This window comes from Rhizobium sp. WYCCWR 11152 (assembly GCF_013087615.1).
In the GTDB taxonomy this organism is placed as follows: Bacteria; Pseudomonadota; Alphaproteobacteria; order Rhizobiales; family Rhizobiaceae; genus Rhizobium; species Rhizobium indicum.
Genome location: NZ_JABFCP010000022.1, coordinates 31,822 through 47,368, shown reverse-complemented (window position 1 = coordinate 47,368; position 15,547 = coordinate 31,822). Strand labels below are relative to the sequence as shown.

Sequence of the window (15,547 nt, the reverse complement as noted above, 5' to 3'; positions counted from 1 at the left end):
TACGCGATGAAAAAACGAACCAAGATCAAGCCTTTGCTGCTTGCGACTTGCCTCATGCTTGCTGGCGCGAGGGCGGGGCAAGCCGAGGAGCAGGTCATCATTGCGACCACTGGTGGAGCCTACGATGCGGCCCTTCGAAAATTCTGGTTCGAGCCATTCACCGAAACGACCGGCATCAAGGTTGTTTCGGTCGCCGCAACGAATGCCGAGATGCGGGCGAAAGCTGCGGCCATGGTCAAGACCGGCAACGTCACCTGGGACCTTTACCCGGACGGCGAGATCCAAGCGAGCGCTGAAGCGCATGGGCTGACATCTGAAGACCTCACCGAGTTCTGCAAGTCTTTCCAGGGCCGCTCAGACCTAGTCAAGGATGCTTGCGTCGGCGCCGGGGCAAGACTTTTTTCGACCGCAACGCTCATGGCCTACGACCCGACCGGCTTCAAGAGCGGAAATCCGTTGAGTTGGGCCGATATGTGGGACGAGACAAAATTTCCCGGTGGCCGCTCGTTTCCGAATTTCGACGATCCGTGGCGGGTCATGGCTGCAGCGCTCCTCGCCGACGGCGTTGCGCGCGACAAGCTCTTTCCACTCGACGTCGATCGCGCCCTCAACAAGCTCGACGAGATTCGCCCGGCGATATCGCTCTGGTGGAAGACCGGTGATCAGAGCGTTCAGGGCTTTCGCAACGGCGACTACAGTATCGGGCAGATCTGGCTGACGCGCGCAAATGCCCTGAAGGCGGAAGGACGCCAGATCGCCTGGTCCAAGCAGGCCTCGTTCCTCGTCGGCGATCGCTTGACGATCATCAAGGATGCGCCGAACCGCGGAAATGCGTTGAAGTTGATCGGTTACTGGCTTGATCATCCGGAGGCGCAGGCCGGCGTGTGCGACGAACTCCTTTGCACGCCGCCAAGCCGCAAGGCGATCGATTTGATGTCGCCGGCTGCACGCGCGGCCCTGCCGAGCGACGAGGACATCCGGGATTACATCGTCATCCCGGATGCTAAATGGATCAACGACAATGCCGCGATGATGCTCGAGCGTTGGAATCCCTGGATCCGATGATGATCCCCCTTCGGGCGGCGGTGCCGCCCGAAGGGGCGGAGGCGGATCTTTATCCCTTGAGAGCACGATTGACGGCAGCTGCGACGTCGCGCACTTCGGAAGCCGTATGGCCGGCAGTTGGGCATATTCGCAGCCCTGCCCTTCCCTTGGCGACTGTCGGGAAGAAAATGGCCGACGTATAGTACCCGGAATCAAGCACCAGTCTGGCAGCGCCGATTGCCGCAAGCTCGTCACCGACGACGACGGTCCTGATCGGGAGTCGGGACCCTGCCTGTGCGGTCGGCACCAGTTCGTCGAAAAGAGAGATGTGTTCTGCGAGTGCCCTTTGCCGCACGCCCAGTTCCGGTGTGCGATGGATTGATTGCGAGGCGAGAGCTGCACCGATCGCCGCAACATTGATGGAGGCCGAGAAGGCATGCGCGAGAGCAAAGCGCCGGAAGATTTCCTCCTGGAACGCCGTTGCGAGCATCAGCATGCCGCCTGAGGCTCCGAAACCCTTCCCGAGCGAGGCTGCGATGATCGTCCGCTCGCCGAGCCCCTCGGGCATTTGTGAACGGGCAAACCCCTCGCCTCTTTCACCGAAGATCGATATGCCGTGAGCATCATCGATGTAAAGGAAGAGGCCATATCGCTCCTGAAGCTCGCGCAACTCCTTGATTGGGGCACAGCCGCCCATGGAATACACACCGTCGCAAACATAGGCGACCGTATCATTCTGGCGGCAAATATCTTCGAGCGTCTGAAGATCGTTGTGGCCGATCGTGCGGACCTCGCATTCTTCGGCAACGACGGGCTTGTTGAAGGCAAGCGTCGCATGTGCAAGCCGGTCGAATACCATGACCGGTTTTGTGCCGCCGGTCAGGACTCCGGACGCAATCAGCGGAAGCGCGCTCAAGTTGGCGGCAAGCACAGTTGTGTAGGTAATCACCCTCGCGCCGAAGAGATCAGAAAGAGCATCTTCGAGGTCTCCGAGGACTGCGAAATTGAGCCGCGTGCGGGCGCACGACCAATGCAGAGTCCCGTAGCGTCGGACGGTCTCGATTGCGCCTTCGATGATTGAGGGATGATTGTCGAGCCCGAGATACGAGCAGCGAACGAAGTCGATGACGCGCTCCGATCTGCCCTCTGCAACTGGCAGCTCCACCGCTCGCCCATCGGACGGATGGACATAGAGTGCCATCAGGCCGTCAAGATGGGCGGCTGCAAAGTGGGGACTTGCGTGGCTGATCAGGCCCGCGGTATTTCTGTGGGACTTTTTCGCTGATCCGGCGCCCGAAGCTGCCTCTTGCATATTGCCCTCCCAAATGTTCGACAGACTTCACGCTATGCGCGAGATTGCTGTTTATGCAACGAAGGCGGCAGCAAATTTTTGGGAAATTTCGGTGAACATGTGAACGCGGCGAAGTCACATACTTTGGGCAATGTCGATTGCATACCCCTCCTTTGGCACGGTGCGAATTACATCGCGGCCAAGCGCCCGCCTCAACGCACGCCGGAGGCGGCCAATATGAACATCAACTGTCCGCGGCTCGACAAAGGCTGTTTGGGGCCAAGCGACGGCAATCAGCTCTGCGCGGCTGAGAACGCGGCCCGCGTCACCCATAAGAGCGCTCAGCAGACGAAACTCGATCGGGCTGAGATTGACCGGCATCCCTCTTACCAGAACACGCCGCCCGCTGAGGTCCAGCTTCATATCGTCAAAGATAGGACCAAGGCGGCTATGCGTGCCGTCGGAGGAACTGCCAATTGCACCATGAAGGTAAGACAAGAGTCGTTCCGGTGGCATTGGCCTTGTAAAGCTCTCATCTACGTTGGCTTTCAGGATGTCGAGATAGGCGGCCTTTTCGGCAACTAGCGCTATGAGCGTGACGTCGCTGGCAAGTCCCCTTTCCTTCAGACCCGACGCGATATCAGCCAGAATTTGTGAACCCGGCTGGCAGTCGACGATGATAGCTGCAGCATCACGCTCCACGGCAGTAGCTACCGCCTCGCTCGGAATATCGACGAGCATCGTCCTGTATCCGGCTCCCTTCAAGATGTATGACAGCATCAAATAATAGTCAGCGTCTTGAGATACGATCGCCAGAAGTTCGCTCATCGTCTCGCCCCGCCAGTTACTGGCCTTACCGCGACCGCTTTTGATACGACAAAACTTTCAGAGAAGTGGCTCATGCTGATTGGAACCTCACGCCGTGGCTTGTAAATGCGCAACAGAATCGCAAAAGCGCTATCACTACGGGTATTTTTATAGCTTGCCTTTCTTGTTTGTTACAACATAATGTTGAGGGCGCGAAGAATCTCGCGCCGAAGCGCATATTTGCCAGGGACGGCACGTGATCGTGGCCCACTCGGTGGGATCGACGTCCGGCATAATTTGATGGCCTGTTTCCGGACGGTAACGGGGCTTTTAATGCGCGAAATGTTCAAAAGGTTCTCAACCGGCAGCGCTGCGGCGACACCGGATTTTTGGAGTGATGAAGATGTTGGGGACATAAGTACTGCTGCCCGATCGCTTTACGGACAAGGTGCGAAAACAGCGGCTGCCTGGTGCGCACTATGCGCGCGCTATGACGGCCGCTCAGGTGATTTCACCTTTTGGGTACGCGTTTTCAAACATCTGGGGACGGAAGAGATTGTGAATTTCACAAAGGCAGGCTCGGAATGACGCAGGAGGTATCTGAACCTGCGCGTTTAGCTTCGCGAGAGTAGCGCCTACCTCGAGCGGTAACCTCCACCCGGATTTCCCGCCCTGCCAAATTTTGCCATGCTGGCTATTTTAGCCCGATGAGCACTATGAATATTTCGCTGCCGGATAACCTTAAGCAGTTCGTCGACCAGCAGGTCGCCGGGCGAGGTTATGGTACCAGCAGCAAATACGTCCGCGAGTTGATCCGTCTCGGCAGCACTTGCGTGATCTCCTGCTTGAGGGTGCTTCATCCGAGACGACCGAGCGGTTGATGCCGCCTATTTTGATAACCTGCGAACCCGTGCCTCGCGGCAAAGCTCTAGGTGACCGCAAGTCTATCGTTCCCCGCGAGTCAGCCCGCGGGGATGTCGAGAATGACTCGCGAGGCCGGCGCTCAAGTCGCGATTAGCTTCGTCGATGCGCTGCAGTTGACTTTTGGTTTGATCGCAAGGCATCCTGCATCGGGTTCATTGCGCTACGCATATGAACTCGGTTTGCCCGATCTGCGCAGCATGACGGTGAAGGCTTTCCCTTACGTCAACATGTTGAGTGAGCCGTTGTTACAGGGCAGAAGCCCACGATAGCGCACTTATTTCACGCGCAGCGTAGATCTCCTCGACTCCAACCCCCATTCGGTTCCTCCGACCGAGCCGAATCCTTCGCTTTTTCGAGGGACTTCAAAGATCGATGCCGCGGCCGCGATTGACGGTGCGTTGGCGCCGTTCCGAGATAATCTGTTCGCTGCTTTCCATGCGAACCGCCCGCTGCAGGACCTTCAACCGTTCCTGCACCGCCTCGAAGGCGCGGCGCTGTGCCGGTGGCACGCGGTTGGCGAGATCCTTTTCGCCTCGCAGGATGGCGTTGCGACCAAAGCGCTCGTCGAGCGCCCGGCTGACGGCAGCGAACTCGCCGCGAATGTTGGGATCAAGAGAAACGGCCGGTGCATTCCGCTTGCGGCCGCTGTTCTTCGCTTCAGCAGTTAGCCGCATGAGCGCTTCTTCCGCCGCCTTCGATAGGCCGGGAATGGCAACCGCCATGCGCCGCCGCTCTTCGGCGACGGCCTGACGTTCGGCATCGAGCACATTGACGTAGGCCGAACCGAGCGCGCGCAGGCGGGCGGCGGCTTCAGGCACAGCCTGCACCGCCTCTTTCCGCTCCCGGCCGGAAGCCAGCATCCGGTCCACGAGGCGATCGGATCCGCGCAACGCGCCGTATGCGGCGGGGTCATTGGTCACTGCAGCGGCGATGCGGTCGGCGGCAAAGCCGTTCGCGAGCAGATCTTCGATCTTGCCGACAGCGCCAGCTGGATCACGCCAGATCGTTGATGCCACGTCAGCCAGCACTGTTCGCTGCTGGCGATAGAGGGGGCCGGCGCGAGCACGAGATCTCGCCTCCTCGTCGATCGGAGTCCTGAACTCGGTGACTGCGGCAAGCATGGGAACACTCTCTGTCTCGGGATCAGCACTGGCGCCGGCAACAATCTTCGAACGATCCCGCCGCTCGGCGAGATGCTGCTCGTCGGCGAAACGCTTCACGGCCTCGAAGAGCCGGGCCAGCTTCTCGCGTCTAGTGTTCGCGAGGTCTTCCGGCATACGCTCGACCACGTTGCGTTCGGCAACCGCATCGGCCTTCGAGGTAGAGGCGCTCCAGCCGAAGCGGGCGGTGAGCGCCTCGCTGACGGCCTTGATCTCCTGCACGACGGCGCGGTCTTCGGCGGCAAGCGCAAAGGCCGTCTTGTAGGCGTCGTCACCACCCTGCCTGCGCACCGCCTCGATCTCCATGAGACGCACCATCGCCGTCTTCGAGAGGCCCGGGATCGACAATGACATATGGGCGCGACGCTGTTGCTCACTGAGATCGAAGCGTTCGGCATTCCGGCGGAACTCCGTCGCATGGGCGCGGGCGAGCGGCAACAGGTCCGTCAAGGCGGTGATCGCGGCATTTCGCTCGTCGCGTGCCACACGACCGTCGACGATCAGATCGGAACCACGCAGGCGACCGAGCCGATCCGGTGCTGCGGCAAGATCGTCGGCAAGCCTGCGAGGTTCGATGCTTGCATTCGATGCCAGGGCGTTCAGGGCGACAAGTGCTGCATCCGAGTCACGATAGATCTTCTCAAGCAGCGGCCGCAGGATGGCTTCCCGTTCCTTCCACGCCGGCGACGCAAGCTGTGCCAGGCGCGCGTCTTCCTCCACGGTCTTGGTGAAGACCGTGGTGGTCGCGAGCAGATACCTGGTGTGGTCAGCATCTGCATCCGAGACAGTTTGCGTTTCAATTCGCTCCTCATTGTACGAGACACGCCGCTCCCGCTCGATCGCGACGCCGAGCGCCACGCTGGCCCGCTCCCAGAGCTCAGCCACCTGCTCCCTCTTTTCCGCGATCCACGCCCACCGCCGGGAAACCTCCTCTTCCATGCCGGCCGCAGCTTGAGAAAGAGTGTCGAGCCCGCGGCGCCGCGCGAAATCTTGCGCATGAGCCCGGTAGCCGGCCTCGCTCTCGAAATCGAGTGTTGTCGTCTTGGCGCCGGAGCGCGACAGGCGCAGGACGAGTTGCTTGAACAGTTCTGGCCGATGGCTTTCCTGCTCGATGCGCTCCAGGCGGGCTTCGGCGGTTTCGATGCGTTTCGCGGTCCAGACATTGCGGTCGACTTCTCTTTCCTCGAACCGCTTCTGCCCGGTTTTCTCATCAACGATCGGAACCTGAACCTTGACCCGCTCCACGCCATCCTTGCGCAGGGTGACGGTGTCGCCTTCGGAGACACCACCGTCTTCGAGCGCCTTCGGCAAGCTCACACCCCAGAGACGATGGACGCTTCCGTCCTCGGTCTTCACGTCGGCATAAGGACTGTCGTCGGCATCCTCATCATTCGGCCGGAATTTGGCTTGTCCGGTTTCCACGAGCTCACCGGTGACGCCGCTAGCATGATCGACACGCGGCTTTCGTCCCCATTCCGGCCTCGCTTCAAAGTCTTCCTTCGCGGCATAGAGGTCAGCGCGGTCGCGATGTCGGGTCATCGACACATAGGTCAGGTGCTGGTCCATCATGCCGGTGGCGAGTACGAAGGTTCGCTCGACGGTGGTACCTTGTGATTTGTGGATGGTCGCGGCGTAGCCATGATCGACATTGCGATAGCTGTCCTCACTGATGACGACGTCACGGCCATTGTCGAGACGGACCGAAAGCAGTGTGTCGCCGCGTTTGTCGCCGGTGGAAACGACCGTGCCGAGCATGCCGTTCTTCACATATTGCGGGCCGAGACGGGGAGCACGGGGCTCGATGAAGCGGGCATTCTCCAGGAAGATGATGCGGTCGCCGGCGGCAAATTCCCGCCCACCACGTTCGGTCTGGAATGAACGGTTCTCACCCAGCGCGCCCTCTTCCGATATCACCGATCGCAGCGCTTCGTTCAGACGCTTCACGTCTTGATTGGTGTGAGCGAGTACAAGAAGCTCGTCGCAGCGAAGCCGGCCGTCATTGCCTTTGAGGACCGACGTCTCGATTGCCGGTTTGCGCGCTTCGCTCCAATCGGCGACGATCCGGTCGATCGTTTCCGCTCGTGTGCCAGCCTCGATGAGATGGCCCCGCTGCGCATAGGCGTCGAGACCCTTCTCGATCTCGCCACGAGCAAAGAGCCGCGACGCCTCTCGCGCCCACGGCTCCCGCTGGCGGCGCACACCGGCAAGTTCGGCAAAACCGATCCGCTCAGTGATTGCCCGGAACGCCGCCCCCGCCTGGATCGGCTGCAGTTGCATCGCATCGCCGACCAGCACGACTTTCGCCCCTGCCTGTTCCACGAGCTTCAGCACGCGGGCCATCTGCTGCGACGACACCATGCCGGCCTCGTCGACAACCACCACATCGCCGCGGTGAAGCGTCTCCTGTCCATTGGCCCAGATGAGTTCCCAGGAGGCGAGTGTTCGCGACCTGATGCCGGAGCTGTCTTCCAGTCCTTCCGCCGCCTTCCCCGCGAGCGCCGCGCCCATCACCCGGCGGCCACCGCTCTCCCAAGCGACACGTGCCGCGGCAAGCAGTGTCGACTTGCCGGCGCCAGCAAGGCCGACCACGGCTGCAATGCCATTGTCACCGGTGACATGACGGACCGCGTCCACCTGCTCCGGATCGAGCCGAAAGGATTTTTCCGGATCAGCTGTTTCGACATTTTCGATCGCAGCGGCGAGGCTCTCGGCCGAAACTGCAAAACCGCGACGTTCCGATAAAACCTGCGCCGACCGCGCCATGTCATATTCGATGCGGAGAATGTCGCGTGTGGTGAAGACGGCGGGTTCCCCTGCCTTGCCCGTTTCGGCATCGACCTGTTGCGGCTTCAGCATGATGAGATCGTCCGACGCCATCAGCCGCGCGCGGATATTGGCAAAGTCTAAGGGGTCGTCGACGTAGCGATGCAACGCCTTAGCGATATCGCACTCATTGAAGGTCGAACGTTCATTGCTCAATTGCTTCAGCAGGAGCTCCGGCTCGGCGAGCAGCCGGTCTGCCATTTCCTGCCGCCGGGCGAGATCCGCCGGCGCGAAGTAGAGCTCCCTGCCCTTCCTGGCCAATGCTGCCTTTTCCGGCCCAAGATGTTTTTGCGCGATCCCGTCCAGCCCCTGCTCTGCATAGGAGCGGCCATCGAGGCGGATCTCATGGCCGGCAAGCGCCAGATGCCGGTTGGCCGTCTCCGCCCAGGCGATCTTCCACGCTTTCATGGTTTCCTTGTCGCCGGCCCAGAGCTTATAGACGATCTTGCCCTTTGACCGGTCCGGTGTGACGACGCGCAGCGGTTCGCCGTCCTCGCCCACTACCGCCACCTTCTTTGGGCCGAAGCCTTCCTCGGTCAACGGGCGGAGCGTCATCATCAGATGGATATGCGGATTGCCGTCTTTGTCGTGATAGGCCCAATCCGCGACCATGCCCTTCGAGGTGAGATTGTCCCGGACGAATTCGCGCACCAGGCCAATATTCTCGGCTCGCGTCAGTTCTTCCGGCAGCGCAATGATCAGTTCTCGCGCCAGCTGCGCGTCCGCCCGTTTCTCGAAAGCATCGACCGCGTTCCACAGCGCCTCGCTCGCCGCTGCAACGCTGCGACCGTCGATCGCCGCGCGCAGCCAATCCGGCGTCTGGTCCGGGAGCGCGAGCTCGTCATGCACCAATTCGGACGCCCCGCCCCGATAGCTGAACGACGTGCCGGCCTGCTCGTCCATCATCCGGGCGCGATGGCGATAGGCCGCGGCCGAGACGATGCTGCGCCCCGCCCCTCTGCTGATCACCTGCGCTCTGACGAACATGATCGCCACTGACGTCTCCACATCATCCGGGCACGTCGCGACAGCGACGTATATTGCGCCCTCAAACCAATCGGACCGGAGGTCCGATACCGCTTTTCCGGAAAACTGCCATGGGCCGAAATTCCGTCTGCGATGTTTTGAGGCTGGTACAAAATAGCCTATTTAACTATTGTATTCTAGTTAGTATAATCGACCTATAGAGGCTATCTTCGGGAAGGGGATTTTTACCAATGACCATAAAGTCATCGATTTCAGATCTCGATGCGCAGATGGAAAAGCTGCGAGAACGTCGACGAATTCTGATAGTTAAATCGGCCGAGCGATTTGCTCGCGCGGCGACAAAGTCTGGCCTGGCGGAAATGGAGATCGCTGACGAGGAGGTCGACCGGATCTTCGAAGAAATCGCCGCGCGATTTCGCAAGGAGGAGAAGAAAGGGGCTGGTGGCCCGCTTCCTCAAACGCGTCGACCAGCACCTGGTGGCGCTGGACCGGCGTCGGAGGTTTCACATGACGGCTGAGCGGAAGCAAGAAGCACGCGAGAAATTCCTGCTCGGCGGCATCGTCGTCAAAGCCGGCCTGTCGACGACCGACCGGGCGTTTCTGCTCGGCGGCCTCATCGAGCTGGCGAGGGTGATCCCTGGGTCCGCCGAATATCGGCGATTGCGCGATATTGGCGAAGAGGTATTCAAGGTCGCTACGCGCACACCTTCTTCGCCGCGCATCGGGGAGGACGCCGGATGGCGCTGAAGGGTCGATTGCATCCGAGCCTGCTGCTGGTCCTCGTGCCGATCGCCGTGACAGCGATCACCGTCTATATCACCGGCTGGCGATGGACGGCACTGGCCCACGGCCTATCCGGCAGGACCGAATATTGGTTCCTGCGAACGGCACCCGTGCCGGCGCTCCTGTTCGGGCCGCTCGCAGGACTTCTGACCGTTTGGGCGTTGCCGCTGCATCGCCGGCGGCCGATCGCCGTGTCCAGCCTCCTGTGCTTTCTCTTCATCGCCGGATTTTGCGCCTTGCGCGAATATGGCCGCCTCGTCCCATCGGTGGAACGCGGCGTCGTCACATGGGACGAGGTGCTCTCCTATCTGGATTTCGTTGCCGTCATCGGCGCCCTGGCGGGTTTCATGGCTGTGGCGGTCGCCGCCCGGATCTCCGTCGTCTTGCCCGAGGCGGTCAAACGGGCAAAAGGCGGAACCTTCGGCGATGCCGATTGGCTTTCGATGTCGGCGGCGGCAAAGCTCTTTCCTCCTGAAGGCGAGATCGTCGTCGGCGAGCGCTACCGCGTCGACAGGGAAATCGTCCACCGATTGCCCTTCGATCCGAAGGATTGCGGTACATGGGGACAGGGCGGCAAGGCGCCGCTGCTCACCTACAGCCAAGACTTCGATTCCACCCACATGCTCTTCTTTGCCGGATCGGGTGGGTATAAGACGACTAGCAATGTCCTGCCGACCGCGCTGCGCTACGCCGGCCCCCTGATCTGCCTCGATCCTTCCACCGAGGTCGCGCCGATGGTAGTCGAACATCGCACCCGCGTTCTCGGGCGGGAGGTAATGGTGCTTGTCCGACGAACCCGATCATGGGCTTCAACGTGCTGGACGGCATCGAGGCGTCGAAGCAAAAGGAGGAAGATATCGTCGGCATCGCGCACATGCTGTTGTCGGAAAGCCTGCGTTTCGAATCCGCAACAGGCTCCTACTTTCAAAACCAGGCGCACAATTTTCTGACCGGCCTGCTTGCCCACGTCATGCTGTCGCCGGAATATGCAGGTCGACGCAATCTGCGCAGTCTGAGGCAGATCGTGTCAGAGCCCGAGCCGTCGGTACTCGCCATGCTACGCGACGTTCAGGAACACTCCGCTTCGACCTTCATTCGCGAAACGCTCGGCGTCTTCACCAACATGACCGAGCAGACGTTCAGCGGTGTCTATTCGACCGCGTCGAAGGATACGCAGTGGCTGTCGCTCGATAGTTATGCCGCCCTGGTCTGCGGCAATGCCTTCAAGTCGAGCGATATCGCCCAGGGTGGGAAGGACGTGTTCCTTAATATCCCGGCGTCAATCCTGCGCTCTTATCCCGGCATCGGGCGTGTTATCATCGGTTCTCTGATCAACGCGATGGTCCAGGCCGATGGCGGCTTCAGCCGCCGGGCGCTCTTCATCCTCGATGAGGTCGATCTGCTCGGCTATATGCGCGTGCTGGAAGAAGCTCGCGATCGCGGCCGCAAGTACGGCATCAGCATGATGTTGCTCTACCAATCGGTCGGACAGCTGGAACGGCACTTCGGGAAGGATGGCGCGACGTCATGGATTGATGGCTGCGCTTTCGCCTCCTATGCGGCGATCAAGGCGCTCGATACGGCGCGCAATGTTTCCGCCCAATGTGGGGAAATGACCGTCGAGGTTCAGGGGCATTCGCGTAACGTCGGCTGGGACACGAAAAGCGGCGGCACGCGCAAATCCGAGAGCGTCAATTTCCAGCGCCGGCCGCTGATCATGCCACACGAAATCACCCAGTCGATGCGCAAGGACGAGCAGATCATCATCGTCCAGGGCCACAGTCCGATCCGCTGCGGCCGGGCGATCTATTTCCGCCGCAAGGAGATGGATGCGCAGGCAAAGGCCAATCGCTTTGTGCGGAGTTGACGATCCCACCCATTCCGCAGCGCCGGAGTTGCCTTGGGCCGTCTTCTACAAGCGCCTTTGCACGCGCTTCGCACAGCAGGCGCCGAAGGATTTCTGAGAAACCGAGACGGGCATGGCCGCTGAACACGACGAATACATCTACGACAAAGTGACAGGCAAATGGCGACCGGCTTGGCGGTGGCAGCATCCGCCACTGGCGGTGAGACGGTCGTTCGAGACGCCAGCGGCAATGTTCTTGCCGATGGTGACGAGGTCCCGTCATCAACGATTTGAAGGTCAAGAGAGCCGGCCAAGCGCTGAAACGGGCCCCCCGTCATGAAGTCGATCCGCCTCACCGATAATCCCCAGGAGATCGATTGTCGCCATCATGGAATCAAGGGCCTCGTTGTGCGCACCGGGTTTGTACGCAAACGCTAATTCGAGCTCTCAGCCTGCTCAGCGGAATCGATGACCTCCGTGGCCGACTTGCGGCGACTGATGAATTCGCGCAGCAGCGGCAGGAAAAGGCTTTGCTGAAGCGACCGGTTGGCGGCTCAGGCTCAAGATAGAATGAATTTCCTACGATGTCGGTATTGAACTCATCGAAGATGATCCAAAGCCTGCGATCGGCATCGAGGCGGCACGGCGCTTTTCGATCACCGGCACTTCCACGGCAAACCGCGACGCCTCCGGCTGCTTGGTGGTGACGGGAAAGAAGAGAACCAAATCACCATCGGGCCGCGGTATTCTCACGCCGACGGCGACGGGCCGCTCTTTGCGTCCTTCCGTCTCTCCACGCACAGCCTCTCTCGCCCATAGATAGGGATAGCGTATAACGCTTGCGGTCTGGATCAGCTCGTAGTTCATGTGCGGCCTGCTTCGTCGTCGCCGGCGTAGGCCTCGACGGCGTTTTCGAACTCGGCAACCAGTTCATCGGGCATCGTCTCGATGGTCCCGGCAGTCCGCCGATCCGACTGCTTCATCAGCCGTTGGTAGTCTTCGATATTGAGGAGGACCAGTCGGGGTTTATTCCGCTGGGTGATGGTCACTGGATGGCGCAGGGCTTCGGCGATGATGTCGCCAGACTTGCGGGAGAGATCGCTGGTTGAATAGGAACCGCTTGACTTAGACAAATGGTTTTTCCTTGTTGCTGTATTTGTTGCAATATACAGCATTTCCAACAATGCTGTCAGTTTGCAAGTTCGAGACGGTACGAACTTGCCCGGCAGGGTAGCTTTGGGGTCCCGCCGTTGCCGCTCAGCCTCTGCCGATTGTGGCCATCGCCAGTTAGAGGCGGCCGTCGGTCCGCCGCCTCTCAGCATCAGAAGCGTCTTTACCGCGAGGATCAAATCGCGCGCACCGCACGAACGGGGATGTCCATCTCCTGCGTGATATCCATAATTATCGACGCCAGTGAACCGAATTCCTCGCCGTTCAACCCAACCAATGTCGGAAACTCGATCTCGACCCCACCGTCATCGGCCGTCAAAGCGTTGATCCAGTTGCCGCCGTTGATGCGGTATTCATGCGTGTCGTCGTCGATCTCCAAATCATCCAGCAGATTGATGGTGAAGCGCCCGAAAATCTCTGTCTCGCCCTGCAGCTGATATTCGGCGATTTCATCCTCTCCGGCGAGAACGCTTCGTTCCAATGCCATCATCCCCTGGATCCGAGCGATTGCCGCGTCGAGCCCTTCGAGCAGGCGATCGTGAAGCTCTCGCGAGAAGTCGCTGTCGCAGCCGAAGCGGTGCGCGAGGACAACGAGCCGAAAGCCGGCAAGCTTGGTGTAGAGCATGAGGTTCTGATCGGTTGTCATAGTGTGATCTCCTTCTTGATGACGGAGATCGGCCACTCCGTGGCAAAGAGGGGTCAAGGACCGCGGAACGCGGCTTACAAGCGGGGGAACCGATTTTGTCGCTTGCGGCAAAATTGGGGGAGACCGCGCCGCCCTTGACGCCGGATTTGCTGGAGTAAAATTGGACGTCAGAGAGGGAAGAGACTCGCGACCCCAAAGGGGTCGCGACCGTTTCCGGCGGAGCCGGCGGGAGTGTCGAGGGAAACCCTGACAGGCAGCCAGGCCGGTCGATCCGGCCTGGCTGCCTCGGTGCACAGTGAGGAAGGAGCCGCCTCACGGCAACTCCTCCCCGGCCTGTTTTGCAAGTTCGGCGCGCGCAGCTTCCAGCTCCGCCTCGATGCGGCGACGCTCCTCGACGGTCGGCGCCTCTCTGGCTTCAAGGCGCAGTTCCTGGATGGTGCGTTCGATGTTGAAGGCGTTTTCGTTCGTCATCGTCATCTCCTTGTTGACGTGAAAGATGACGCCGGCGGTCGTGAGGATCGGGCCGGGTCAAGGTTCGCGTCAGCGACCGGCGGAGCCGGCGCGCGGAGGTGCCGATTTTGTCGGAGCGGAGTGCAACGCAGCGGAGGCAAAATTGGAGGGGCCGCGCGACCTTGAGGCGGCACGGTCCTCATGACAGACTTGGTGATTTGAGCAGACAATCCACGTTTCGTTTGCCACCAGAAAACAGGCGGCAGGGAAAGCCGGCCGCCTCAGATGTGTCACCGCGAAAGCCGGCCCCGATCGCTCGAGGCCGGCTGCCCGTCATTCAGTTCGGGCTATTCCAGAGGATAACCTTTCGGTTCGGCTCGCCGCCGGGGGCTTGTGCGAGATTGCCGAAGATCACGCCGATCTCCGGAGCCTCCAGCTTCACTGAGAGGTATTCCTCGCCGGTCTGGCGGGCGATGCGGTTCCAGCCCGCGCCGATCTCGAAGCCGGTCTTGCGGTGGATGATGCGGTAATCGGGAGCTTCTTCACTCGCCTTGTGGGCGTTCGGGACGATGGCGATCGGGGCGTTGACCAGGATGGTGGCGAAGATGCCTTCGAGGCTGCCGTCGGTCTTCTGCGTCAGGGTTGCGATCGTGGTGGCCATGGTATTGTGTCCTTCGGTTGCTCGGGACCATTCCCGATGGCGCCCGAAGAAGGGGCCGAGCCGCAGGCGTCACCGGAGCGCCAGCGCAGGGGAACCCCTTGCGGGTTGACGCTGATAGCGGCCGGTCCCTTAAAAAGGCGACATGGAGAACGGGAATGGTCTCGTGCAACCGAAGGGCGGGACGAACCATCATGGCCGCCCGGTCCAGCGCTACATGAGAGTGGCCATGGGCTCTTGGAACACCCTGCCGCCATTCTGCGCAAAGCCCTTGCTGCTCCTAATCACCGCAAGCAAGAAACTCGTGCCAGTTGACATCATACGTCGGCGCCCGGCGGGACCGACGCGGCGACCGCATCGGCGCGGCAGGTGTGGCAATGCCGAGTGGAGTTGTTCAGCCCGAGATCCAATGCGTGATCCTCCGCAGACTCGCCTCGGCGCCCGGTTGACGTATCCGCCGTATTCCGCCGGGCACTCAACTGTCGGCGCCCGGGCAGCCTCGACCGACCGAGGCCGGCTTCGTCGGGCGCTCTTCGCTGATGACGCGCCAACACATCACAAAACGGAATCCATCGGCTGCAAAGGATTCAAAACTCTCGTTGGACAGGGTCGGTCCCCGCAGGAATGATTCCCGACATGAGCGGAATGTCGTTCCACCTCCATTGCCAGCGCATTGATGCCAGCCGCAACATGGCGCGCTATTACATGCTTGCGATCCAGCCCACCTTGTTTGGCGAAACCGCGGTCGTGCGTAGCTGGGGACGGATCGGCAGGCGTGGCGGCGAGAGGATCGACGTGTTCGGGACCGAACTGGAAGCCGTGGCACATTTTCTCGATCTTGCACGCCGGAGGCATCGGAAGGGCTACAGACCGACCCAGGCTGCGATGCGGCCGATGATGGCCTGATCGCCCGCCAAAGCAGCGTGGCAGCCGCCTCGCAAGGGATCGTCACGCCTTT

At 60.8% G+C, this 15,547-nt stretch carries 13 protein-coding genes and 4 pseudogenes; 9 read left to right on the top strand and 8 right to left on the bottom strand.

What is annotated here, in order from left to right; genetic code table 11:
- Positions 1 to 6 precede the first annotated feature (6 nt).
- Entirely contained in the window at positions 7 to 1,065 is a 1,059-nt protein-coding gene (locus G9X67_RS30185) for an extracellular solute-binding protein (protein ID WP_171600344.1), read from the top strand.
- Between the two features lie 49 nt (positions 1,066 to 1,114).
- Here the strand turns inward: G9X67_RS30185 and G9X67_RS30180 are convergent, their stop codons facing one another.
- Both G9X67_RS30180 and G9X67_RS30175 read right to left on the bottom strand, forming a co-directional pair.
- Positions 1,115 to 2,356: an aminotransferase class I/II-fold pyridoxal phosphate-dependent enzyme gene (locus tag G9X67_RS30180; RefSeq protein ID WP_138388594.1), complete on the bottom strand. Its 1,242-nt coding sequence runs from the start codon at positions 2,354 to 2,356 to the stop codon at positions 1,115 to 1,117.
- Between the two features lie 114 nt (positions 2,357 to 2,470).
- Positions 2,471 to 3,163, bottom strand: coding sequence for a response regulator transcription factor (locus G9X67_RS30175; protein WP_138388593.1), 693 nt, complete (start codon positions 3,161 to 3,163; stop codon positions 2,471 to 2,473).
- A gap of 312 nt (positions 3,164 to 3,475) precedes the next feature.
- On the opposite strand from G9X67_RS30175, the gene G9X67_RS30170 reads away from it, so the two are divergent.
- The 3 genes and pseudogenes from G9X67_RS30170 to G9X67_RS30165 all read left to right on the top strand — a co-directional run bounded on the left by G9X67_RS30170 (position 3,476) and on the right by G9X67_RS30165 (position 4,335).
- Complete coding sequence (locus G9X67_RS30170) at positions 3,476 to 3,730, top strand: hypothetical protein (protein WP_246413228.1); 255 nt, start codon at positions 3,476 to 3,478, stop codon at positions 3,728 to 3,730.
- A gap of 119 nt (positions 3,731 to 3,849) precedes the next feature.
- Positions 3,850 to 4,078 (top strand): annotated as a pseudogene (locus tag G9X67_RS35190) (type II toxin-antitoxin system ParD family antitoxin).
- 47 nt (positions 4,079 to 4,125) lie between these two features.
- Positions 4,126 to 4,335, top strand: a complete 210-nt coding sequence (locus G9X67_RS30165) for a hypothetical protein (protein ID WP_246413230.1) — start codon at positions 4,126 to 4,128, stop codon at positions 4,333 to 4,335.
- A gap of 93 nt (positions 4,336 to 4,428) precedes the next feature.
- On the opposite strand, the gene traA is transcribed toward G9X67_RS30165, so the two are convergent.
- Entirely contained in the window at positions 4,429 to 9,045 is a 4,617-nt protein-coding gene (gene traA / locus G9X67_RS30160) for a Ti-type conjugative transfer relaxase TraA (RefSeq protein ID WP_171600343.1), read from the bottom strand.
- A gap of 221 nt (positions 9,046 to 9,266) precedes the next feature.
- On the opposite strand from traA, the gene G9X67_RS30155 reads away from it, so the two are divergent.
- The 4 genes and pseudogenes from G9X67_RS30155 (at position 9,267) to G9X67_RS30140 (ending at position 12,103) form a co-directional block, all read left to right on the top strand.
- Complete coding sequence (locus tag G9X67_RS30155) at positions 9,267 to 9,554, top strand: TraC family protein (RefSeq protein WP_138388590.1); 288 nt, start codon at positions 9,267 to 9,269, stop codon at positions 9,552 to 9,554.
- Entirely contained in the window at positions 9,544 to 9,783 is a 240-nt protein-coding gene (locus G9X67_RS30150; RefSeq protein ID WP_138388589.1) for a conjugal transfer protein TraD, read from the top strand. The genes G9X67_RS30155 and G9X67_RS30150 overlap by 11 nt, the downstream gene beginning before the upstream one ends.
- Positions 9,774 to 11,686 (top strand): annotated as a pseudogene (gene traG / locus G9X67_RS30145) (Ti-type conjugative transfer system protein TraG). Before G9X67_RS30150 ends, traG begins: the two are co-directional and overlap by 10 nt.
- Before the next feature lie 112 nt (positions 11,687 to 11,798).
- Positions 11,799 to 12,103, top strand: a pseudogene (locus G9X67_RS30140) (alkylphosphonate utilization protein).
- Here G9X67_RS30140 and G9X67_RS30135 read toward each other — a convergent pair.
- From G9X67_RS30135 to G9X67_RS30115, 5 genes and pseudogenes are all read right to left on the bottom strand, one after another.
- Positions 12,100 to 12,532: pseudogene (locus tag G9X67_RS30135) on the bottom strand (hypothetical protein). The pseudogenes G9X67_RS30140 and G9X67_RS30135 overlap by 4 nt on opposite strands.
- On the bottom strand, positions 12,529 to 12,798 hold the full coding sequence (locus G9X67_RS30130; RefSeq protein WP_138388587.1) for a type II toxin-antitoxin system prevent-host-death family antitoxin: 270 nt from the start codon (positions 12,796 to 12,798) through the stop codon (positions 12,529 to 12,531). The pseudogene G9X67_RS30135 and the gene G9X67_RS30130 overlap by 4 nt, the downstream one beginning before the upstream one ends.
- 212 nt (positions 12,799 to 13,010) lie before the next feature.
- Positions 13,011 to 13,481, bottom strand: a complete 471-nt coding sequence (locus tag G9X67_RS30125) for a hypothetical protein (RefSeq protein WP_138388586.1) — start codon at positions 13,479 to 13,481, stop codon at positions 13,011 to 13,013.
- Between the two features lie 312 nt (positions 13,482 to 13,793).
- Positions 13,794 to 13,952: a hypothetical protein gene (locus G9X67_RS30120; RefSeq protein WP_171600342.1), complete on the bottom strand. Its 159-nt coding sequence runs from the start codon at positions 13,950 to 13,952 to the stop codon at positions 13,794 to 13,796.
- Between the two features lie 316 nt (positions 13,953 to 14,268).
- Complete coding sequence (locus tag G9X67_RS30115; RefSeq protein WP_138388585.1) at positions 14,269 to 14,592, bottom strand: DUF736 family protein; 324 nt, start codon at positions 14,590 to 14,592, stop codon at positions 14,269 to 14,271.
- 621 nt (positions 14,593 to 15,213) lie between these two features.
- Here G9X67_RS30115 and G9X67_RS30110 point away from each other — a divergent pair.
- Positions 15,214 to 15,495: a WGR domain-containing protein gene (locus tag G9X67_RS30110; protein ID WP_138388584.1), complete on the top strand. Its 282-nt coding sequence runs from the start codon at positions 15,214 to 15,216 to the stop codon at positions 15,493 to 15,495.
- The last annotated feature ends 52 nt before the right edge of the window (positions 15,496 to 15,547 follow it).

Coding starts and splice junctions, on each gene's coding strand:
- G9X67_RS30155 (WP_138388590.1), top strand. CDS start 9,267: ATGACCATAAAGTCATCGATTTCAGATCTCGATGCGCAGATGGAAAAG.
- G9X67_RS30165 (WP_246413230.1), top strand. CDS start 4,126: ATGACTCGCGAGGCCGGCGCTCAAGTCGCGATTAGCTTCGTCGATGCG.
- G9X67_RS30115 (WP_138388585.1), bottom strand. CDS start 14,592: ATGGCCACCACGATCGCAACCCTGACGCAGAAGACCGACGGCAGCCTC.
- G9X67_RS30170 (WP_246413228.1), top strand. CDS start 3,476: ATGCGCGAAATGTTCAAAAGGTTCTCAACCGGCAGCGCTGCGGCGACA.
- G9X67_RS30125 (WP_138388586.1), bottom strand. CDS start 13,481: ATGACAACCGATCAGAACCTCATGCTCTACACCAAGCTTGCCGGCTTT.
- G9X67_RS30120 (WP_171600342.1), bottom strand. CDS start 13,952: ATGACGAACGAAAACGCCTTCAACATCGAACGCACCATCCAGGAACTG.
- G9X67_RS30110 (WP_138388584.1), top strand. CDS start 15,214: ATGATTCCCGACATGAGCGGAATGTCGTTCCACCTCCATTGCCAGCGC.
- G9X67_RS30175 (WP_138388593.1), bottom strand. CDS start 3,163: ATGAGCGAACTTCTGGCGATCGTATCTCAAGACGCTGACTATTATTTG.
- G9X67_RS30185 (WP_171600344.1), top strand. CDS start 7: ATGAAAAAACGAACCAAGATCAAGCCTTTGCTGCTTGCGACTTGCCTC.
- G9X67_RS30180 (WP_138388594.1), bottom strand. CDS start 2,356: ATGCAAGAGGCAGCTTCGGGCGCCGGATCAGCGAAAAAGTCCCACAGA.
- G9X67_RS30150 (WP_138388589.1), top strand. CDS start 9,544: ATGACGGCTGAGCGGAAGCAAGAAGCACGCGAGAAATTCCTGCTCGGC.